Raw genomic sequence first — 19,293 nt, 5'->3', positions numbered from 1 at the left:
GTTTTGCACCCTTATGAGCCGAGCCAAAAATATCCCCGCCGAGTTACTCCGCAACGTTAAAATCCAGGACATGGTGGCCGAAGGCAAATGCCTCGTCCGCGTCGAAAACCTCGTCATCTTCGTGTCGCAGGTTGCCCCCGGCGATGTCGTGGATTTACGCGTCACCAAAGCCAAAAAGAGCTTCCTCGAAGCCGTTCCCGTCAAGTTTCACGAGTATTCCGAGCTGCGCACCACGCCGTTTTGCCAGCACTTTGGCACCTGCGGCGGCTGCAAGTGGCAGCACCTCACCTACGATGCCCAGCTGCACTACAAGCAGCAGCAGGTGGAAGACCAGCTCACCCGCATCGGCAAAGTGGAGCTGCCCGAAATCCGCCAGATTCTGCCCTCGCCCCAGCGCACCTACTACCGCAACAAGCTCGAATACACGTTCAGCGACAACGGCTGGCTCACCACCGAGCAGATAAACGACGACACGACGCAGTACAACCGCGAAGTCGTGGGCTTTCACACCCCCGCCCGCTTCGATAAGATTATCGACGTGGAGCACTGCTGGCTCCAGGCCGAGCCGAGCAACGAAATCCGCCTCTTCATCCGGGCCTACGCCCACGAGCATAAGCTGGCCTTCAACAACCTCGTGCGTCAGACCGGGCTGCTCCGCAACCTCATCATCCGCACCGCCCAGAGCACCGGCGAAGTCATGGTGATTCTGCAGTGCTACCACGCCGACGACGCCATCGCGCCCCTGCTCGACGCCCTGCTGGCCAAGTTCCCCGGCATCACCTCCCTCAACTACGTCCTCAACAGCAAGGGTAACGAAACCTTCCACGACCTCGACGTGGTGTGCTACCACGGCAAGCCCTACATCGAGGAAGATATGGACGGCCTGCGCTTCCGCATCGGTCCCAAGTCCTTCTACCAAACCAACTCCGAAGGCGCCCACCAGCTCTACAAAGTAGCCCGCGATTTTGCCGGGCTCACCGGCAATGAGCTGGTCTACGACCTCTACACGGGAGCCGGCACCATCGCCAGCTTCGTAGCCGCCAAGGCCCGCAAAGTCATCGGCGTCGAGTACGTGGAGCAAGCCGTGGCCGACGCCCACGTCAACGCCGAAATCAACAACATCACCAACACCGAGTTCTACGCCGGCGACATGAAGGACGTGCTCACCGCCGAGTTCACCGCCCACCACGGCCGCCCCGACGTCCTCATCACCGACCCGCCCCGCGCCGGCATGCACCCCGACGTCGTGGCCCGCCTGCTGGAGCTCCGCGCCCCCAAAATCGTCTACATCAGCTGCAACCCCGGCACCCAGGCCCGCGACTTGGAGCTGCTGGATTCCGCGTATCGGGTGACGCGCGTGCAGCCGGTGGATATGTTCCCCCACACGCACCACGTGGAGAATGTGGTGCTGCTGGAATTGAAGTAATTTCCTGAAACTATGGGCTTAGAATTCGACTTAATCAATCTGGATAAGGAAGAATTAATTTCTTTTTCAGGAATTGGCATCGGCACAAAATTGCGGGAACTGTCTGGGATGATAGTTGCTGGCAATATTGTCAATTGGTATCTGCTGCATAATATAGGCGACAGAATCAGTTTCATAAATGACACTGATGATGCCCAAGTGTTATTTGGCGGCACTTATAACATATCTGATTTTTTTTCTTTCAGAGATGTTACGATGCGGATAATTGATGAATTAGTTGAAGCAGAAATTTTGCAAATTACGGGCTCAAGAATTATTGATGAAGAAGAAGATATTTCTGCTTTGATTCTCAAGAATATTTGGGACCCCGCATTAACAGGAAATAATTATTTTTAATGGACTACTTCAACGACCCCGAACTCAACGGCAAATACCTCGGCACCATCACCAAGGATTTCGTCGTCGTGTGCGATACCCTGCTCGAAGCCTCTTCCCAAATTCGCAAGGGCGACTTCAGCAAATACCCCATTTTCGTATTTGCCAAGCAGGAAGTGCCTCTCGGCGGCCTGCTCGTCAATGCCGATGAGCTGAACTTAGACTGGCACGTTTTCGCCAGCTACCTGGAGCTGTTCGTGCAGCAGGGCATCGTAGAAGCCGACGGGCTGGCTTATTTCCAGGCGAACTACAAAGACCCCGACGAGTTCTGCTGCCTATTCGTGCTCGATAAGGAGTTTACGAAGTTCGTTTTCGTGCCGTATCCGGAGGATTAGAGTAACCAGGAACAGCATATAACAGAACGTCATGCTGAGCGAAGCCAAAGTATCTCTACCGCCCTACTAAAATTAATTAGTTGCGCGGTAGAGATGCTTCGGCTTCGCTCAGCATGACGTTCTTGGTTTTCTAATCAGCGGCCTAGTTCCGGCGCTGCACCGGCAAACCTTCCAGCTGCGCGTAGCTCAGCTTCCAGGTATTGTCAGCGGCTTTTTTCCAGTAGAAAATGTAGTTGCCTTCGCCAAAGCCCGCGGGCTGGCCGGGGCCGGCCGGCAGCACATCTACCGAGAAAGTCCCGGCTTCGTAGGCGCTGTTCGCATCCACGTTGCTGCTGATTACGCTCGTTTTGAGGCTGCTGATGGTGGGTAGCGTCTCGCGCACCCACTTCTGCGATACTTCGTCTTTGCCTTTCCAGTGGGCCGTGCCTTGCACGAAGCTCACATCATCGGCCAGCATGCCGGTAATCTTGCCGGAGTCGCGGCTATTCCAGGCGCTGACAAACTCCTGGTCCAGGGTCTGCACGTTCACGGCATCGCCGGTTTTGGTGCAGGAAGTGAGGGCCACGGCCACGAGCAAACTGCAGAGGAGGGATTTCATAAATCCAAAGGGTTGGTGAAGAAATGTAGCGGACAACATCATCCGCCGTTACAAACAGGCTGAAATAACCAAACCCCGAGCGCAGGCGCCCGGGGTTTTAATTAAGCATCTATTTCGGAATTACCAGCTTTTGCGGCGAACTTCCTCCGTCGAATAAGGCTTCGACGGGTCGCCGTAGGACGGGTTGGGCAGGTAAGCGGCATTCGTCGTTGCAGGCATGGCCTGACCACCCACCATGGCATTGGAAGCCGTGAGACTGTTGACGGGCACTGCGGCCGTTTGCGTACGGGTAGTTACCACGGTTCCGCGGCTGTTGTTGCGGGCAATGGCCCGGCGGTACTCCGCTTCGCGGGCGGCAGTAGCGCGGTTGGCGGCGGCAATGCGGGCGCGCTCCTTTCGCTTGTTATCAACGTGCTTACCCACGCCGTAGCCGATGGCACCACCGGCCACGCCGCCCACCACACCACCCACGGCCCGGTTGCGCTTGTTGATAATGGCGCCAGCAGCGGCACCGCCCAAACCACCAATTACGGCACCTTTAGCCTGGGGGCTCCACTGGGCCCGGGCAGGAGTGGCGGTACCAAATACAGTGCTAAGGAGCACCAGAACGCTGAGGATATAGGGGAGCTTATTCATGATTAGCGAAGTAAAATTGACAAGGAAAAATCACGTACTTAAGGATGCTGATGACAATTAGCGTGCCATAGCGGTTTTCCTCCTTGCTTTTTCCTAACGGTGGAGCTTAGCTAAAGGTTAACCCGGCCCTGGCTGCAAAAGCTAGAAGCTCGTCCAGCCCTGGGCCTGGAGCGGCACCGCTTGCCCGCTCTTGGTCACCAGGTTAGCGCCATCATCGGCAGTCGTTAAATGACCGATTATAGTTATATCCGGGTGATTTTTAAGCTTCTCATGGTCCGTTACGGGTACCGTGAATAGCAGCTCGTAGTCCTCGCCGCCGTTGAGGGCGCAGGTAATGGGGTCGAGGTTGAATTCGGCCGCCACTTCCAGCGTGGGATTGGCCATGGGCAGGAATTCGGTGAATACCCGCGCTCCCGTGCCACTGGCCGCGCACAAGTGCAGCACCTCCGAGGCCAGCCCGTCGGAAATATCAATCATGCTAGTTGGATGCACGCCCAGCTCCCGCAGCTCGTGCACGATGTCGAGCCGGGCCTCGGCGCGCAGCTGACGCTGCACCACGTACTCGTAGTTTTCCAGCTCGGGCTGGGTATCCGGGTCGGCCAGGAAAGCCTGCTTTTCGCGTTCCAGCACCTGCAAGCCCAGGAAAGCCGCGCCCAGGTCGCCACTCACGCAGAGCAGGTCGGTGGGCTTGCCGCCGCTGCGGCGCACGGCCTGCCCGGCGGGCACTTCGCCCAGCACCGTCACGGCCAGGGTGAGGCCGCCGCGGCTGGCGGTGGTGTCGCCGCCCACCAGGTCCACATTGTAAGCCTCGCAGGCCAGGCGCATGCCGGCGTACAGCTCCTCGATGGCCTCCACCGTGAAGCGCGGGCCGGCCGAAAGGGCCACCACCAGCTGCGTGGGCAGGGCATTCATGGCCGCGATATCCGACACATTCACGGCTACGGCCTTGTAGCCCAGGTGCCGCAGCGGGCAGAAAGCCAGGTCGAAATGAATGCCTTCGACCAATAAATCGGTGGTCATCACCAGCTCGGTGCCGGGCGTGGGGGCAATGATGGCGGCATCGTCGCCAATGCCCAGCACGGTGCCGGGCTGGCGGTTCGTGATGCCGGCTTGCAGGCGATTAATAAGGGCAAATTCGCCAATGGCGGTGAGGGGCGTCAGGTCGGCCATGTTTTTTTAGTTGTCGGTTATCAAATGCTCGTTGTCTGTTGTGAGTTACCGTTTTTCGAGCACAAGAGCCTGAAACTGGCAACGAATAACTGAAAACAAAGCCAAAAGTACGCCCATAAAAAAAGGAGGGAATTGCTTCCCTCCTTTCCTCATTCAAACCGAGCGGCTACTTATTGCACCACCAGCTCTTTGTAGATTTTGGTCTGGCCGTCGGCGCTCAGAATCTGTACGAAGTACAGGCCGGGCTTCAGGGCCGAGATGTTGAGGATGAGCTTCTCCTGGCCCTGGCCCTTGGCTTCGGCGCTGATGCGCTGGCCGAGGTTATTCATTACCAACACGCTGCCAACTTTAGCGTCCTTGATTTCGACCGTGGCCGTGCCGTGGGCGGGGTTGGGATACACGCTGATGTTGGCATCGAACTTCACCAATGTCGAGGTGATGGTGCTCTGGTAGGTGCCCGACGGACCAGTGTAGTCGAGGTGGCTGCCAAGCTGGTTATAGAGCTGGCCGCCCGCGTTGAGGCTAGGCGTAGTAGCGGGCGGAATGATGGGGCCGTTGAAAGCGGTGCCGTAGGTCACCCATTCGGCGGCAATGTTGTAGCCACCGGGGTTGCGTACGGGTGGGTTCGTACCGGGCACATTTTGGGGGGCTGGATTCACGCGTAAACCCCGTGAAATGGCGGGGCGACGCACGATGGACTGGTTCGCCGAGAGCACAAACACGGCCGGAGTACCGTCGATGGGGTTGGTACCGCTCCAGTTGCCGCCCGCCGTGCCGTTGGCCAGGGGAGGCTGCTCGCCAATCGAGCCGATGATGTCGATGATGATTCCGGCGCTCACGTTGGGCAAGCCTGCCGTGCCGCTCGGGTAGCGCACCAGCGCCATGGCATCGTCGCCGTTGAACCACACCGTGCCACCCACCTGAATGATATTATTCGACGTGGTATTGTTGGACGGCGAGTTCTGGCGCGGCGCGCTGTATTGCGATACCACGCTGGTAATATCCGTGAGGGTCGCTTCGGGGTGGGCAATGACGAAAGCCGCCTGCCGATTGAGCACGTTGGTACCGTTACGGCGCATCAAGCGCTCTTCCTCTACCAGCGGGCTGGCCAGTGGGGCACCATTGGAGTAGCGGCGGATGGAATACGAGTTCAGGTTGACGGCCGAAGTGGTCGGGTTGTAAATTTCAATGGTCTTCTCATTGCCCGTCGAGTTCGAGGCACCACCGTTGTAGCTCACGCCCGGCTGGTGAGCCCCTTCATTGTATTCTGAGAAAAACAATTCGGTGCCCTGAGCATGGGCAGCCCCGGTCAGCAGCAACGCGGCTGAGAGCAAATAGTAATGCTTTTTCATAAAAATCAGGTGGTGAAAACGTCTGTGCAAGGACAAAGGTACGCGCTGGGAGTCGTTTGGCTTATTACTAAAACATGATTTTGCATAGCAGCCCAAATCAAGCAATGGGGTGAGGTTCAACTGCTCACAGCACAAAAAAACCGCTGCCAATTGCAAACCTTTGCTTGCTAACGAGCGTTAGCAAGCATACCTTTGTTCTTCTAATGCCCGCCACCGCTCCCCTCCGCTCGCGCAAAGCCCAGATTGACCGCACGGCCACGGCCCTGTTTCGGGCGCGGGGCTTTGCGGCTACCAGCATGCGCGAGCTGGCCACGGAACTCGGCCTGGAAGCGGGCAGCTTGTATTCGCACATTAAGTCGAAAGAGGAAATTCTGCACCGCGTGTGCTTTGGCCTGGCAGAGGAATTTTTTGCCGGGTTCGCGGCGGCTACGGCCGATGCCTCGGTTCCGGTGGCCGGGCAACTGCGGCAGGCCATCGAGGGCCACGTCCGGGTGCTCACCCGCGACAGTGCCGCCTCGGCGGTGTTTCTGCACGAGTGGCGGCACCTGAGCGAGCCGGCCCGCACTGAGTTCCTGGCCCTGCGCGACCGCTACGAAGCCTCGTTTCGCGAGCTTATTCAGCGCGGTATCGCCGCCGGCGAGCTGCACGCACCCGATGCGGCCTTTGCCGCGCTCACCCTGCTGGCCAGCCTCAACTGGCTGCCCGCCTGGTATAAGCCCGACGGCAAACTGACCCCTGATGAAATTGCCCACCGCCTGGCCGAACAGCTATTGGGCGGACTACTTGTTAATGCGTGAATGAGCGGATGGATGAATGAGTAAATGTTTTTTACTCCTTCCCACCGCCTAATCATTCACTGATTCTTCCATTCACCCATTCACTCACTGCATCATGTACGGTTCCGCCAGCACCCACGACCTGCCGACCACCGCCACCACCGGCCTGGAAAACGAAGACCCCATCCTGCTGGCCGAATTTGAGGCCCGCATTGCGCGGGGCGAGAAAATCGAGCCCGGCGACTGGATGCCGGCCCTCTACCGCAAGCAGCTCACCCGTATGATTGAGCAGCACGCTCACTCCGAAATCATCGGCTCCTTACCCGAAGGCACTTGGATTACCCGTGCGCCCGGCTTCCGCCGCAAGATGGCCCAGATGGCCAAAGTGCAGGACGAGGTAGGCCACGCGCAGCTGCTGTACTCGGCCGCCGAAACGCTGGGCAAAACCCGCGAACAGATGCTGGTCGACCTCATCAACGGCAAGAGCAAATACTCCAACGTCTTCAACTACCCCACGCCAACCTGGGCCGATTCGAACGTGATTTCCTGGCTGATTGATGCCGGCGCGATTGTGAACCAGCTGGCCAACGCCAAAGGCAGCTACGGCCCCTACTGCCGGGCCCTCGACCGGATTTGCGCTGAGGAAGCCTTCCACCTGAAGTACGGACACGATGCCGTAGTGCATTTGGCCACCGGCACGCCCATTCAGCGGGCGATGATGCAGGCCGCCCTGAACCGCTGGTGGCCGGCGATTATGACCTTCTTCGGTCCTTCGGATAAAATGTCGGTGCACACCGAAATTCTGATGCGCTGGAAGGTGAAGATGGCCAGCAACGACGAGTGCCGTAACCAGTTCCTGGATATGTACGTGCCCAAAATCTGGGAAATCGGCCTGACGGTGCCCGATGAGAAACTCGCCAAAAACGAAGCTACCGGCCAGTGGGAATTCACCGAGCCCGATTGGGAGGATTTCAAGCGGGTCATCAACGGCGACGGGCCCTGCAACGCCGAGCGCATTGCCGTGCGCCGCGCCGCGGAGGAAAACGGAGCCTGGGTGCGCCGCGCCCTGCTCACGCCCAAAACGCAGTACGTGCGGCCATTGGCTTAATCTGGCTTTGACCTAATAGAACACGGTCATGCTGAGCTTGTCGAAGCATCTCTACCGCAGCCGTAATCAATGTTACTTGCGCGGTAGAGATGCTTCGACAAGCTCAGCATGACGTTCAGCCTTCTTCCTTACCCTTCCATGATTAACTCCCACGACCCGCGTATGAACCGGCTGGGGCTGCCCGATGCGCCCGCCACGGCGGCCACCAAGACGGCCCTCGACCAGTTCGGCACTTACGAAGTCTTTCATCAAAAGAAGGACGGCGCTCCCTACGTGTATGTGGGCCCGGTGCACGCGCCGGAGGCTGATGTAGCCTTTCTCTTTGCCAAGGAGCAGTTCAGCCGCCGCTTTGCCTGCACGGGCATGTGGGTGGTGCCCACGGCCGCCATCACGGTGACGGACTACGTGGGCGACCAGGAATCGGCTTACGATTTTCTGCCCCTGCTGCCAAAAAGCGAGGCCCCAGCGGCTGGCAACGCCGACCATACGGCCGCTGAAGAAGCTGCCTATGCGGCCGGTGAAGAGGACTACGACATCTTCCATCTCAAGAAGCGCGGCAAGGCCCACCAGCACGTGGGTAAGGTGCGCGCCAGCTCGCCGGCCGATGCCCTGCAAGTGGCTAAGGCCGTGTTTGGTGAGCAGCGCCCGGTGGTGAATGTGTGGGCCGTGCGCTCGGCCGAGGTGCTGCGCTCCGACGAGGAGGACCGGGACATCTGGGCCACCACGCCGGAGAAAAAGTACCGCGACGCCATCTCCTACAAGGTGCAGGACCGCATCGAAAAATTTAAGGCCGAAAATAAGTAACCCATGGACCCCAAACTCGACCTGCTGTATCGCCTCGCCGATGACCAGCTGATTCTCGGCCACCGCAACTCGGAATGGAACGGCCTGGGGCCCATTCTGGAAGAAGACATTGCTTTTTCGAGCATGGCGCAGGACAAGCTGGGGCACAGCCTGCAACTGTACAACCTGCTGCACGAGCTGGGCGAAGCCGAACCCGACACGGTGGCTTTCACCCGCAACGCGCCGCAATTTCACTCCTGCCAGCTGGTGGAGCTGCCCATCGGTGAATACGATTTCAGCCTGACCCGCCACTTCCTGTTCGACCACGCCGAGCTGCTCCGCTTCGAGGCATTGGCCACCAGCAGCTACGAGCCCCTGGCCCAGGTGGCCCGCAAGCTGCGCGGCGAGCTCAAGTACCACGCCCTGCACGCCAACACCTGGATGAAGCGCCTCGGCACGGCCACGGAGGAAGCTATTGAGCGGATGCAGGGCGCGTTGAATTTCACGCTGCCCTACGCTCTGGGCATTTTCGAAACGACGGAAGCCGAGCCGGAAATCATCAGCTCGGGCTTGTTTATTGGCGAAGCCGAGCTGAAAAGCCGCTGGCTGGAAAGCATCACAAAAGTGCTGGCCCAGACGGCCCTGGAATTGCCTGATTTCGCCCTGCTCACGCCCGTGAATGGCGGCCGTCACGGCCAGCACACTGAGCACCTGCAGCCCCTGCTGGATGAGATGGCCGAGGTATTTCGGCTCGACCCCACGGCCGACTGGTAGGATTTGGTGCCTGGTTGTTGGTGCCTGGTGCTTGGCATCTGTACTTGCCGTTTACTATCTTAAGTAGGTAGTCAGAAGTAAGTAGCCAGACAGCAAAATACTGATAATCAAAAATTTGAGTGAAATCTGACTACTGAGCACTTGTGACTGAGTACTTAATTAAGAAGAGAAGTTGAATAAGTCATGCACCAAGCACCAAGCACCAAGCACCAAATCCTCGATTGGCTGCAAGCCGTGAAGGACCCGGAAATCCCCACAATTTCGCTCATTGACCTGGGCGTGGTGCGCGGCGTGGAGATTGACGAGGCTACGGGCGCGGTGTCGGTGCACCTCACGCCCACGTTTGCCGGCTGCCCGGCCATGGACTACATGAAGCGCGACGTGGAGCGCACGCTGCTGGCCCACGGCGTGCCGGCCGTGCACGTCGAAATCAGCCTGCGCGAAGCCTGGACCTCGGACATGATTTCGGATGCCGGGCGTGAGGCCTTGCGGCGGCACAAGCTGTCGCCGCCGCCGGTGCTGGGCAACCGGGTGCTGGACCTCGATTTTCTGGAGTACGCGGAGTGCCCGAATTGCCACGGCAACAATACGGAGCTGCGCACGCCGTTTGGAGCTACGCTGTGCCGGGCCGTGCATTACTGCCACGTCTGCCGCCAACTGTTCGAGCAATTCAAGCCGGTGTAATTTTGGCGGGCCGGCGGCCACTTTCCCCCAGGTTATTTTTTCATGCGTCATTCCAATCTTTTTTCCACCAAATCCGCAGCGGTGCTGCTACTGGCGCTGACCGGCTGCGCGGCCTCCTGCAAGCGCGATGGCAGCCAGGCCGCCGTGCTCAACCCTGCTTCCGCCGCCGCCGCGAAAGTCCAGTTCGACGTGCTGCGCGATTCCGTGGACGTGAAATGGCGCAATATGACCGAGAGCGACGACCAGAAAATCGGTATCACGCGCCTGCTGCTGCGCGAGCTGAAGGGCCAGCCCGGCATCAGCGCCGCCCAGCTGCAGGGCCTGGAGCGGGCTAACAACCGGCTCAAAACCCGCCGCTACGACCAGCAGACCATGGCCACCTCGGCCCTGATTGACCAGTACGACACGGCTCAAGACTCGCTGCTGAAGGCCGTGTACCCGGTGGCCGCGCCCAATGGCAACGCCCCCACCGAAAACGCCCGCAATTTTGTCGAAGGTATTCAGCAGCTTGATGCCGGCGTGGTCACCTTCCGGGTGCAGTACAACCAAGCCGCCAAGCAGTACAACGACTACCTCATGCTACACCAAACCGACCTGCATTCGCTAGGCGGCAAGTATGCCAAAGTGAAGCCGCTACCCGTGTTTTGAGGCCTCTGTATTAATAACGCCCCTGCCACGCCGCCGGTAACTCCCGGCGGAAATTCGCAGCAAAAACGAAAGCAAAAAAGGCGGCCGGCAAATTTGCCGGCCGCCTTTTTTGCTTTAGATATGGGTATTGAGCGCCCTTACAGCGCGGCCATTTCCTCGCGCACGAAGTCGGCCAGCGTGCGCAGGTATTCGGTGCTGAAATCGAAGCGAATGCCGGCGGCCGCGTAAATCTGGCCGATGGGCGCGGTGTAGCCCAGCGCCAGCGCCCGCTTGTAGGCGGCCAGGCCCTCGGCGGGGTTCTGGCGGTAGTTGCGCCACACGGCAATGGCCCCGAGCTGCGCCATAGCGTACTCGATGTAGTAGAACGGCACTTCGTAGAGGTGCAGCTGCTTCTGCCAGAGGTAGGGCTTGAAGGCATCCAAGCCGTTCCAGTCCACGGTGCGCTGGTTGAATTCGTCGAAAATCCTGACCCAGCGCTGGTGGCGCTCCGCTTCGGTGTGGGCGGGGTTTTCGTAAATCCAGTGCTGAAACTTATCGATGGTAGCCACCCACGGGAAAGTTTCGAGCACGCTTTCGAGGTGGGTTTTCTTGGCGCGACGCAGGTCTTTCGGGTCGGGAAAGAATACGTGCCACTGGTCCATGCTCATCAGCTCCATGCTCATCGAGGCCAGCTCGGCCACTTCGGACGGCGGGTGCTTGTCGGCGCCCAGCGGCAGGCCGCGGGTGAGGAAGCTGTGCACCGCGTGGCCGCCTTCGTGCAACATGGTCACCACGTCGCGCAAGGAGCTGGTGGCATTCATGAAGATGAACGGTACGCCGGTTTCGTCCAGCGGATAATTGTAGCCGCCCGGCGCTTTTCCTTTCCGGCTTTCCAGGTCGAGGTGGCCCATGTGGCGCATGGTGCGCAGGCAGTCGCCGAGGTAGGAATCGAGATTCTGGAAAACGGTAATGGTTTTGTCCAGCAGCTCTTCGCCGGTGGCGAAGGGGCGCAGCGGCGGCTGGCCGCTGGGGTCCACGTCGAGGTCCCAGGGGCGCAGGGCGGGCTGGTTGAGGTCCTGGCGGCGCTCCAGGTCGAAGTCGTCAATCAGCGGCACCACCGTTTCGCGAATGGCCGCGTGGAAGTCGAAGCAGTCCTGCGGCGTGTAATCGAACCGGCCCAGGGCGGCAAACATGTAATCGCGGAAGTTGGCAAAACCCGCGTTCAGGGCCACCTGGTGGCGCAGGCCTACTAGTTCCGTGAATAACTGGTCGAGCGGCTGGGAGTCCTGCAGGCGGCGCGCCTGGATGGCGCGGTACGCGGCTTCGCGCACGGCGCGGTCGGGGTTTTTGAGGCGGTCGGCGGCCTGCGGCAGGGTCAGCTCCTGGCCGTCGATGGTCACGTTCATGGCCCCCACGGTGGCCGCGTACTGCTGCTGCTTGGTGCTGATTTCGGTTTTGAGCGGAATATTCTCGACCCGGTAGATTTCCGAAGCCCGACGCACGGAACGTAAAAACACACCGTAACGGTGCTCGTCGAGGCCGGCGAGGTGCGGCGAAGCCAGCATCTTCTCGTTCAGAGCGTGGTCGTAGGGTGCTACCTGGGGCTCCACTTCATTCACGAAGTATTGGAAAGCTTCGGCGCGGGTAGCGTCCTGGGTATCGCAGGTCATGCGGATATAGCGCCAGGCAAGGTCTTCGCTGAGAACCGATTCCAGTTCCGAACGGTCGAGCAGCCAGTGCTCCAATTCCTCAGCCGAGCCAATTTCACGGCCTTGCAGCTCCTGAAAAAAAGGCTCAATGTCAGCCCAATCCTTTCCCAGGAAATCTTCGGGCAAATAGTGGCGCGGCGGCCGGCTGGTGTCGGTGGCCGATTCGGCGGTAGGTTCAGCGAGAGGCATCATGATGCAATAATAATCGAAGGAGGTAAGAAGCTACAGCGGTAGCAGCCCTGTCACTTGCCTTTACGGGAACGAACGTAAGGATGGACTGAAAGAAATTGCAGACCAGATGAGCATGACGCTCTTTTCCAGGCTCGCACTTACCCAATCTCAATCACCACATCGTCCGTCATGGGGTGGCCCACGCAGGTGAGGATATAGCCTTGTTTCAGCTCCGAATCGGACAGGCCTTCGCGCTCATCGAGGTGAACTTTGCCGGTGAGGCACTTGCCGCGGCAGGCCGTGCACAGGCCCGCCTGGCAGGAATACGGCAGGTCAATATCCTGGTCGAGGGCGGTTTCGAGGATGGTTTTGCCGGCCGGCACTTCAATCACGTACTCGCTGCCTTCGTACTGAATAGTGACCGAACGGGTGTTCTTGGTGTCGTCGGCGGCGCTGGTCGATACGTCGCCGTGGCCGTTGGGCTGGGCGGCGGCGGCTTCAACCACATCGGCGCTGGCCACGAAACTCTCGCGGCGAATGCGGGCCTCGGGCACGTTCAGCAGGTCGAGGGCGGCGCGGGCTTCGGCCATCAGGCCTTCGGGGCCGCACATAAAATAATCGGCCTGCTCGGCCGGAAACTGGTGCCGGTTCTCCAGAATGCGCAGCATCATGGTCCGGTTGAGGCGACCCGTGTGCTGGTGAGCACCGCTGGGCTTCAGCGGCTGGCTGTACACGTGCTCGACCTGCACCCGGCCGTTAGAACCGGTTTCGAGGGCCGTGAGCTGCCGCTGAAAAATCACCGATTCCTCATTGCGGTTGCCATAAATCAGCAGTACGTGGCTGTTGGGCTCAGTATTCACCACCGCTTTCAGAATGGACATGAGCGGCGTGATGCCCGAACCCGCCCCGATGAGCACCAGCGAGCGGGCCGCCTTCGGGCTGGGGCTGAGCGTGAAATTACCGAGCGGTTCCATTACCTCGATTTGCTGGCCCACTTTCACCGTATCGAGTAGATAATTGCTTACCAGGCCACCGGTTACGCGCTTTACCGTCACGGACAGGCGCGGCGCTTCGTGCGGGGTGCTGCTGAGCGAGTAGGCGCGGCGCTCCTTTTTGCCGCCGGGGCCGCAGGGCACAATCAGGGTCAGAAACTGGCCGGGGCGGCTGGCAATGGCGGCGCGGTCGGGCCGCTCAAGGTGAATGGTAACAGAATCAGCAGTTTCCTGGGTCAACTCAACAACGGTCAGGGTTTGGTACATCGGGTAAGTAGCGAATGAATAAATGGCGGAAAACGGGAGCCGGGGAGTCCCGTCGCGCTTCCGGTAAATCGTTAACAAAAAAAGTCGCCAAAAGTGAAGGCCGCCGGGCCAACTTGCGCAGCAAAGGTAACTTGCCGCTTGGGCTACGGGCCTACTGCCGCCCACGGTTTCACTCACTCTTTTATTCCCTCTTTCTCGTTTTGCTCACTGCCCTGCTCCAGCGCCACCAAGCCGACTTCGGCCCCGTGCTGCCCGTCGACCTCAACAGCCCCGCCGTCACCCGCCTCGATTTCACCGCCAACAACCCACGCGTAGCCACTGCCGACCTGCGCAACACGGCCGATTTCGCCGTGCTGGTAGAGGAGTTACTGGCCGCGCAGCACGCCACCATCGGCGTGGGCGGCTACCTCGAAAACCGCGTGATTTACCGCCGCAGCCAGCATTTCGGGCCCGGCGCGGTGCCCGAGGCCCGCTCCCTGCACCTGGGCGTGGACGTGTGGCTGCCCGCCGGTACGCCGGTGCTGGCCCCGCTGCCCGCCACCATCCACAGCCTGGCCGACAACGACAACTTCGGCGATTACGGGCCCACCGTCATCCTCCAGCACGAGTTGGAAGGCACGGTTTTCTACAGCCTCTACGGCCACCTCAGCCGCCAGGAGTGGCGGGCGTTGCGCGTGGGTCAGGTCCTCGAAAAAGGTGAAGCATTTGCCACCGTTGGCCCCTTCCCCGAAAACGGCGACTGGCCCGCACATCTGCATTTTCAATTAATGGCCGATATGCAGGGGTGGGTGGGCGACTTTCCCGGCGTGGCCCCGCCCAGCGAGCGCGCTGCGTGGGAAGTCTTGTGCCCCAACCCGAACCTGGTGTTGCAGTGTAGCGTCCTCGATTAGAAAAGCACGTCATGCTCATCTGTCGTCCGCTCAGCCGAAGCATCTCACTCGCATCGTTCAACGATTGGATTACTACCACACGCGAGATGCTTCGGCTGCGCTCTGCATGACGTTCCTTTTCGTTCCCAGTTCCGGCGGACTAATCCCTAGTCGAATTTGATGGCCACCACTGGCTTAATCCGCGAAATCAGGTACGTGGGCACCAGCACGGCCAGCAGCGAGGCCCCGAACGTGGCCACGTTCAGCAGAATGAGCATGCGCGGGTCCCAGGAAATCGGCACGCGGTCCATGTAGTAGTTCTCGGGGTCGAGGGGAATGACGTGGAAGTAGTACTGGATGGCGCAGAAACCCACCGCCACCGCGTTACCAATCAGCATGCCGCGCACCGTGAGCGACAGCCCCCGGAAAAAGAACATCCGCCGAATCTGATTGTCCGTCGCGCCCAGCGCTTTCAGAATTCCAATCATGTTGGTGCGCTCCAGAATCATGATAAAGATGGTGGCCACCATGTTGAACGTAGCCACGAAAATTATCAGAATCAGGAAAATAATCACGTTGCGGTTCAGCAGCTGCAACCAGTCGAACAGCTGGGCGTACTGGTCCGTGATTTTATCAATTTTGAGGTCGTAGGGCAGCTGCTCAAGGAGGGACTGCTCGGTGCGGTCCAGCGTCACGAAATCTTTCAGCACCACCTCCATGCCGCCCACCAGCGAGTCGGCCCAGGCCGGCGAGTTCAGCTCGCGAATCTGGCGAATATCGCCGATGACGTACACTTCATCAAACTCATCGAGGCCGGTAGAATAGATGCCGCTGACCCGAAACTGCCGAATGCGCGGCGGGTTCTGGATGAAGTAGAACAGCGCCTTGTCGCCCACGGCCAGCCGCAGCTTGTCGGCCACCTTGCGCGACACCAGCACGTCATCACTCGCCGCCGAATCGGGGTAGCTCAGAAACTTGCCCGCCACCAGATTCTCGCGCATCGGCGAAACACCGTCGCCCTCCGAAATGCCCTTCAGCACCACGCCCAGCACCTCATCCTTGGTTTTGATGATGGCCGTTTTCACGGCGAAGGGATGCGTCGATTTCACTTCCGGAAACCGGTGCAGCTGCTCCACCAGGCGCGGCCCGTTAATCGGGGCTACCTCCAACGATTGGTTGGTATCGTAGCGCGAGATTTGCAGGTGCGCCCCGAACGAGAAAATCTTGTTCTGAATCTCGTTCCGAAACCCTTGCAGGATGGCAAACGACACAATCATCACCGCCAAGCCCATGGCAATGCTGATGATGGCTATTTTTGTAACCGAAGAGGTGAAGGAGCCGGAGTCGGCTCCCCCGTCAATCTTCTGCGAGATGTAGCGGGCGACATTCATTATTCGACCGTAAAGCTACGTTTTGCGGCGGTACCAGCCGCACTCCGGCCAGTACCTGCCGGGGGCATCCCCCAAACCTGCTTTGTTTCAACTGCTTTCCTTCCCATTTATGATTGGCATTTCCGCTAAATTCACGTTATCGCTGCTGCTGGCCCTGCCGGCCTGCGGCACCGCCCGCCCGCCGGCTTCCGGCCCGGCCCCGGCGCAGGCCCATACGTTGAACACCCCACCGCCCGTTGCGCGGGTGGTGGTCGGGGCCGAACAAATGGCCAGCTACCTGCCCCAATTGAAAGGCAAGCGCGTGGGCCTGGTCATCAACCAGACTTCCCGCGTGGGCACGGCTTTTTTGGTGGACACCCTACGGGCGCGGGGCGTGAACGTGACGGCCATCTTCGCCCCCGAGCACGGGTTTAGGGGCGAGGAGGCCGATGGAGCCACTATTAAGGATGGGCGCGACGCCCGCAGCGGCGTGGCCGTGCGCTCAGTGTACGGCAAAACCAAGAAGCCGACCCCCGAAATGCTGGCCGACGTGGACGTGCTGGTGTTCGATATTCAGGACGTGGGGGCGCGGTTCTATACTTTCATCAGCACGCTACACTACGTGATGGAAGCCGCCGCCGAGCAGAACAAAGCCGTGCTGGTGCTCGACCGCCCCAACCCCAACGGCGACCTCGTGGACGGCCCCATCCTGGAGCCGGCTCACAAATCCTTCGTGGGTATGGACCCGCTGCCCATTGCCCACGGCCTCACGGTGGGCGAGCTGGCCACTATGCTCAACGGCGAAAAGTGGCTGACCGGGGGCCGGAAGTGCCGCCTCACCGTCGTACCGATGGCCAAAGGCTACACCCACGCCACGGCCTACCACCTGCCCGTGCGCCCCTCCCCCAACCTGCCCACCGACCACGCCGTGGCGCTCTACCCCAGCATCTGTCTGTTTGAGGGCACCAACATCAGCGTGGGCCGGGGCACGGCCACGCCGTTTGAAGTAATTGGCGGGCCCACCCAGCCCGGCACGCGGCCCTACTCGTTCACACCCCAGCCCAACGCAGGCTCGCCCAGCCCGCCCCTGAAGGGCCAGCCGTGCTACGGCCTCAACCTGGCCGAGGCCGCTACCCGCGACGCGGGCCGGTTGGTGCTGAGCTATTTGCTCGATTTCTACCAGCAAAGCACCGACAAAACCCATTTCTTCGGCAAGTATTTCGAGGAGCTGTCCGGCACCGCCGCCCTGCGCCAGCAGATTATCGCCGGCAAAACCGAGGCTGAAATCCGTGCTTCCTGGGAGCCGGGCCTGGGCAGGTTTAAAGCCCTGCGGAAGAAATATTTGTTGTACCCGGAAAAATAGTTGTCAGGTGCCCGTTGTCAGTCGCTCGTTTTTTGCCGGTGACACCATTGCACGACCTGACAACGAGCTAAGCGCAACTACAGCAGTTATTCTATTGGTGTACCCAGTTAAAAGTTGAGAGTTAAAAGTTAAAACCCAATCTGTTTGATTTTTTAACTTTTAACTCTCAACTTTTAACTGGGTACATGAATTTCAAAACTGCTATAACAACAATACTAACAACAACTTACATGCTGAATATCGTATTCATGGGCACGCCCGATTTCGCCGTTTCCACCCTGGAAAGCCTGCTGGCCTGGCCGGGCGGGCAGGTGGTGGCCGTCGTCACGGCCCCGGACCGGCCAGCGGGGCGCGGCCGCCAGCTCCAGGCCTCGGCCGTGAAGGTGGCCGCCGAAGCCCACGGCCTGCCCGTGCTGCAACCCACCAACCTGAAGTCGCCGGAGTTTCAGGCTGAGCTCAAAAACTACGCCGCCGATTTGCAGGTAGTGGTGGCCTTCCGCATGCTGCCCGAGGCCGTGTGGAACATGCCCCGCCTGGGTTCGATAAACATTCACGCTTCGCTACTGCCGCAGTACCGGGGCGCGGCCCCCATCAACTGGGCCCTGATGCACGGCGACCAGGAAACGGGGGTCACGTCGTTCTTCCTGCGGCATGAGATTGACACCGGCGACCTGATTTTTCAGGACCGGGTGGCCATTGCGCCCGAGGATGATTTCGGCAGCCTCTACGACAAGCTGAAAACGGCCGGGGCCGCCCTGGCCCGCCGCTCGGTGGAGGCCATCGCGGCCGGCACCGCGCCCAGCATTCCGCAAGTGCAGGGGGAGGCTTTGCGCCCGGCGCCCAAGATTCAGAAGGAAACCGGCCGGCTCGATTTCGCCCGCCCCGCCGCCGACCTCGTGAACTGGGTGCGGGGCCTCTCCCCCATTCCCACGGCCTTCGCCCCGCTCACGGATGGCCGCATGCTGAAAATATTCCGGGCTCAGGCCGCCGTGCCCGATGCTACTACCGGGCCCCTGGCCGCCCCCGGCACCTGGGCTTCCGATGGCAAAACCTACCTGCGCGTGGCCGCCGCCGATGCCTGGCTCGACCTGCTCGACGTGCAGCTCGAAGGCAAAAAGCGGATGCCGGTGGCCGAGCTGCTACGCGGCTTCAAGCTGCCGGCCTAGCCCGAGTACCCCGAAATTTCATTTCGGCCCGCGCGAACGACTCCGACAGGAATCGTCCAACGCGCCGAGATGAAATTTCGGGGTCCTCGGGCTACGGTTCTCGTTGTTAATTCCTCACTGTTAAACAACCAAAAATATATGGTTTCTTTCGTCGTCGCAGTTGCTGAAAACGGGGTTATTGGGTACAAAGGCGAGCTGCCCTGGAGCCACCTCCCCGACGACCTTCGGCACTTTAAACGCCTCACCCTGGGGCACCCTGTTGTGATGGGCCGCCGCACCTACGACAGCCTGGGCCGCGCCCTGCCCAAGCGCCCCAACATCGTAATCACGCGCCAGGCCGACTGGACCGCGCCCGGCTGCGAAACGGCGGCATCAGTGCTCAATGCCCTGGCCCGCGCCCACGAGCTGGACGAGGAGGTGTGCGTGATTGGGGGTGGCGAAATCTACCGCGAAGCCCTGCCCGCCGCCGATGTCATCTACCTCACCGAAGTCCATCACTCCTTCGAAGGCGACGCGTATTTCCCCGACCTCAGCCCCACCGACTGGCGCGAAGAAACCCGCGAGCGCCACGAGGCCGACGAGCGGCACGCCTACGCCTTCAGCTTCGTGACGCTGCGGCGGCGGTAAGTTTAATGGGTGAATGGGTGAATGAGTGAAGTTGCTGTTCAGCTTGCGCCATATG

20 protein-coding genes are annotated in these 19,293 nt (G+C 60.1%); 13 read left to right on the top strand and 7 right to left on the bottom strand.

Annotation, left to right across the window (positions count from 1 at the left end):
* Positions 1-13: 13 nt before the first annotated feature.
* From rlmD to ABD819_RS15440, 3 genes are read left to right on the top strand one after another with little or no spacing between them, the layout of a single operon-like run.
* Positions 14-1,426, top strand: a complete 1,413-nt coding sequence (rlmD, locus tag ABD819_RS15450; RefSeq protein ID WP_345125739.1) for a 23S rRNA (uracil(1939)-C(5))-methyltransferase RlmD — start codon at positions 14-16, stop codon at positions 1,424-1,426.
* 12 nt (positions 1,427-1,438) lie between these two features.
* Positions 1,439-1,822, top strand: a complete 384-nt coding sequence (locus ABD819_RS15445; RefSeq protein WP_345125738.1) for a hypothetical protein — start codon at positions 1,439-1,441, stop codon at positions 1,820-1,822.
* Positions 1,822-2,196: a hypothetical protein gene (locus ABD819_RS15440; RefSeq protein ID WP_345125736.1), complete on the top strand. Its 375-nt coding sequence runs from the start codon at positions 1,822-1,824 to the stop codon at positions 2,194-2,196. The genes ABD819_RS15445 and ABD819_RS15440 overlap by 1 nt, the downstream gene beginning before the upstream one ends.
* Before the next feature lie 142 nt (positions 2,197-2,338).
* On the opposite strand, the gene ABD819_RS15435 is transcribed toward ABD819_RS15440, so the two are convergent.
* The 4 genes from ABD819_RS15435 to ABD819_RS15420 all read right to left on the bottom strand — a co-directional run bounded on the left by ABD819_RS15435 (position 2,339) and on the right by ABD819_RS15420 (position 5,952).
* The gene (locus ABD819_RS15435; RefSeq protein ID WP_345125735.1) at positions 2,339-2,794 is read right to left on the bottom strand and encodes a YybH family protein; all 456 of its coding nucleotides are present in this window, start codon (positions 2,792-2,794) and stop codon (positions 2,339-2,341) included.
* 120 nt (positions 2,795-2,914) lie between these two features.
* A complete protein-coding gene (locus ABD819_RS15430; RefSeq protein WP_345125734.1) occupies positions 2,915-3,430 on the bottom strand; it encodes a hypothetical protein in 516 nt (171 codons plus the stop codon).
* A 141-nt stretch (positions 3,431-3,571) separates the two neighbouring features.
* Positions 3,572-4,600: a thiamine-phosphate kinase gene (gene thiL / locus ABD819_RS15425; protein ID WP_345125733.1), complete on the bottom strand. Its 1,029-nt coding sequence runs from the start codon at positions 4,598-4,600 to the stop codon at positions 3,572-3,574.
* A gap of 170 nt (positions 4,601-4,770) precedes the next feature.
* Entirely contained in the window at positions 4,771-5,952 is a 1,182-nt protein-coding gene (locus tag ABD819_RS15420; RefSeq protein WP_345125732.1) for a T9SS type A sorting domain-containing protein, read from the bottom strand.
* Between the two features lie 203 nt (positions 5,953-6,155).
* Between ABD819_RS15420 and ABD819_RS15415 the strand changes: the two genes are divergently transcribed.
* The 6 genes from ABD819_RS15415 (at position 6,156) to ABD819_RS15390 (ending at position 10,725) form a co-directional block, all read left to right on the top strand.
* Positions 6,156-6,749, top strand: coding sequence for a TetR/AcrR family transcriptional regulator (locus ABD819_RS15415; protein WP_345125731.1), 594 nt, complete (start codon positions 6,156-6,158; stop codon positions 6,747-6,749).
* A gap of 94 nt (positions 6,750-6,843) precedes the next feature.
* Positions 6,844-7,836, top strand: coding sequence for a 1,2-phenylacetyl-CoA epoxidase subunit PaaA (gene paaA / locus ABD819_RS15410; protein WP_345125730.1), 993 nt, complete (start codon positions 6,844-6,846; stop codon positions 7,834-7,836).
* Positions 7,837-7,974: 138 nt separating this feature from the next.
* On the top strand, positions 7,975-8,640 hold the full coding sequence (locus tag ABD819_RS15405; RefSeq protein WP_345125729.1) for a phenylacetic acid degradation b: 666 nt from the start codon (positions 7,975-7,977) through the stop codon (positions 8,638-8,640).
* Positions 8,641-8,643: 3 nt separating this feature from the next.
* Positions 8,644-9,393: a 1,2-phenylacetyl-CoA epoxidase subunit PaaC gene (paaC, locus tag ABD819_RS15400; protein ID WP_345125727.1), complete on the top strand. Its 750-nt coding sequence runs from the start codon at positions 8,644-8,646 to the stop codon at positions 9,391-9,393.
* 183 nt (positions 9,394-9,576) lie between these two features.
* Complete coding sequence (gene paaD, locus ABD819_RS15395; RefSeq protein ID WP_345125725.1) at positions 9,577-10,077, top strand: 1,2-phenylacetyl-CoA epoxidase subunit PaaD; 501 nt, start codon at positions 9,577-9,579, stop codon at positions 10,075-10,077.
* Between the two features lie 42 nt (positions 10,078-10,119).
* Entirely contained in the window at positions 10,120-10,725 is a 606-nt protein-coding gene (locus tag ABD819_RS15390; RefSeq protein WP_345125724.1) for a hypothetical protein, read from the top strand.
* 137 nt (positions 10,726-10,862) lie between these two features.
* Here ABD819_RS15390 and ABD819_RS15385 read toward each other — a convergent pair whose 3' ends face one another.
* Both ABD819_RS15385 and ABD819_RS15380 read right to left on the bottom strand, forming a co-directional pair.
* Positions 10,863-12,605: a M3 family oligoendopeptidase gene (locus ABD819_RS15385; protein ID WP_345125723.1), complete on the bottom strand. Its 1,743-nt coding sequence runs from the start codon at positions 12,603-12,605 to the stop codon at positions 10,863-10,865.
* Between the two features lie 137 nt (positions 12,606-12,742).
* The gene (locus tag ABD819_RS15380; RefSeq protein WP_345125722.1) at positions 12,743-13,843 is read right to left on the bottom strand and encodes a 2Fe-2S iron-sulfur cluster-binding protein; all 1,101 of its coding nucleotides are present in this window, start codon (positions 13,841-13,843) and stop codon (positions 12,743-12,745) included.
* 200 nt (positions 13,844-14,043) lie between these two features.
* Here ABD819_RS15380 and ABD819_RS15375 point away from each other — a divergent pair, with 200 nt between their 5' ends.
* Complete coding sequence (locus ABD819_RS15375) at positions 14,044-14,733, top strand: peptidoglycan DD-metalloendopeptidase family protein (protein WP_345125721.1); 690 nt, start codon at positions 14,044-14,046, stop codon at positions 14,731-14,733.
* 146 nt (positions 14,734-14,879) lie between these two features.
* On the opposite strand, the gene ABD819_RS15370 is transcribed toward ABD819_RS15375, so the two are convergent.
* Entirely contained in the window at positions 14,880-16,103 is a 1,224-nt protein-coding gene (locus ABD819_RS15370) for an ABC transporter permease (RefSeq protein WP_345125720.1), read from the bottom strand.
* 109 nt (positions 16,104-16,212) lie between these two features.
* Here ABD819_RS15370 and ABD819_RS15365 point away from each other — a divergent pair, with 109 nt between their 5' ends.
* The 3 genes from ABD819_RS15365 to ABD819_RS15355 all read left to right on the top strand — a co-directional run bounded on the left by ABD819_RS15365 (position 16,213) and on the right by ABD819_RS15355 (position 19,238).
* Positions 16,213-17,445, top strand: a complete 1,233-nt coding sequence (locus ABD819_RS15365) for an exo-beta-N-acetylmuramidase NamZ family protein (protein ID WP_345125719.1) — start codon at positions 16,213-16,215, stop codon at positions 17,443-17,445.
* A gap of 230 nt (positions 17,446-17,675) precedes the next feature.
* On the top strand, positions 17,676-18,611 hold the full coding sequence (fmt, locus tag ABD819_RS15360) for a methionyl-tRNA formyltransferase (RefSeq protein WP_345125718.1): 936 nt from the start codon (positions 17,676-17,678) through the stop codon (positions 18,609-18,611).
* 138 nt (positions 18,612-18,749) lie between these two features.
* Positions 18,750-19,238: a dihydrofolate reductase gene (locus tag ABD819_RS15355; RefSeq protein ID WP_345125717.1), complete on the top strand. Its 489-nt coding sequence runs from the start codon at positions 18,750-18,752 to the stop codon at positions 19,236-19,238.
* Positions 19,239-19,293 lie beyond the last annotated feature (55 nt).

It is taken from the genome of Hymenobacter antarcticus, assembly GCF_039539545.1.
Taxonomy (GTDB): Bacteria; Bacteroidota; Bacteroidia; order Cytophagales; family Hymenobacteraceae; genus Hymenobacter; species Hymenobacter antarcticus.
Note: the sequence above shows the minus strand (reverse complement) of the source record. Positions and strands in the feature narration are given on the sequence as shown.

Excerpts from the sequence above, each read along its gene's own strand:
- rlmD (WP_345125739.1), top strand. The coding sequence starts at position 14 with ATGAGCCGAGCCAAAAATATCCCCGCCGAGTTACTCCGCAACGTTAAA.
- ABD819_RS15445 (WP_345125738.1), top strand. The coding sequence starts at position 1,439 with ATGGGCTTAGAATTCGACTTAATCAATCTGGATAAGGAAGAATTAATT.
- ABD819_RS15440 (WP_345125736.1), top strand. The coding sequence starts at position 1,822 with ATGGACTACTTCAACGACCCCGAACTCAACGGCAAATACCTCGGCACC.
- ABD819_RS15435 (WP_345125735.1), bottom strand. The coding sequence starts at position 2,794 with ATGAAATCCCTCCTCTGCAGTTTGCTCGTGGCCGTGGCCCTCACTTCC.
- ABD819_RS15430 (WP_345125734.1), bottom strand. The coding sequence starts at position 3,430 with ATGAATAAGCTCCCCTATATCCTCAGCGTTCTGGTGCTCCTTAGCACT.
- thiL (WP_345125733.1), bottom strand. The coding sequence starts at position 4,600 with ATGGCCGACCTGACGCCCCTCACCGCCATTGGCGAATTTGCCCTTATT.
- ABD819_RS15420 (WP_345125732.1), bottom strand. The coding sequence starts at position 5,952 with ATGAAAAAGCATTACTATTTGCTCTCAGCCGCGTTGCTGCTGACCGGG.
- ABD819_RS15415 (WP_345125731.1), top strand. The coding sequence starts at position 6,156 with ATGCCCGCCACCGCTCCCCTCCGCTCGCGCAAAGCCCAGATTGACCGC.
- paaA (WP_345125730.1), top strand. The coding sequence starts at position 6,844 with ATGTACGGTTCCGCCAGCACCCACGACCTGCCGACCACCGCCACCACC.
- ABD819_RS15405 (WP_345125729.1), top strand. The coding sequence starts at position 7,975 with ATGATTAACTCCCACGACCCGCGTATGAACCGGCTGGGGCTGCCCGAT.
- paaC (WP_345125727.1), top strand. The coding sequence starts at position 8,644 with ATGGACCCCAAACTCGACCTGCTGTATCGCCTCGCCGATGACCAGCTG.
- paaD (WP_345125725.1), top strand. The coding sequence starts at position 9,577 with ATGCACCAAGCACCAAGCACCAAGCACCAAATCCTCGATTGGCTGCAA.
- ABD819_RS15390 (WP_345125724.1), top strand. The coding sequence starts at position 10,120 with ATGCGTCATTCCAATCTTTTTTCCACCAAATCCGCAGCGGTGCTGCTA.
- ABD819_RS15385 (WP_345125723.1), bottom strand. The coding sequence starts at position 12,605 with ATGATGCCTCTCGCTGAACCTACCGCCGAATCGGCCACCGACACCAGC.
- ABD819_RS15380 (WP_345125722.1), bottom strand. The coding sequence starts at position 13,843 with ATGTACCAAACCCTGACCGTTGTTGAGTTGACCCAGGAAACTGCTGAT.
- ABD819_RS15370 (WP_345125720.1), bottom strand. The coding sequence starts at position 16,103 with ATGAATGTCGCCCGCTACATCTCGCAGAAGATTGACGGGGGAGCCGAC.
- ABD819_RS15365 (WP_345125719.1), top strand. The coding sequence starts at position 16,213 with ATGATTGGCATTTCCGCTAAATTCACGTTATCGCTGCTGCTGGCCCTG.
- fmt (WP_345125718.1), top strand. The coding sequence starts at position 17,676 with ATGCTGAATATCGTATTCATGGGCACGCCCGATTTCGCCGTTTCCACC.
- ABD819_RS15355 (WP_345125717.1), top strand. The coding sequence starts at position 18,750 with ATGGTTTCTTTCGTCGTCGCAGTTGCTGAAAACGGGGTTATTGGGTAC.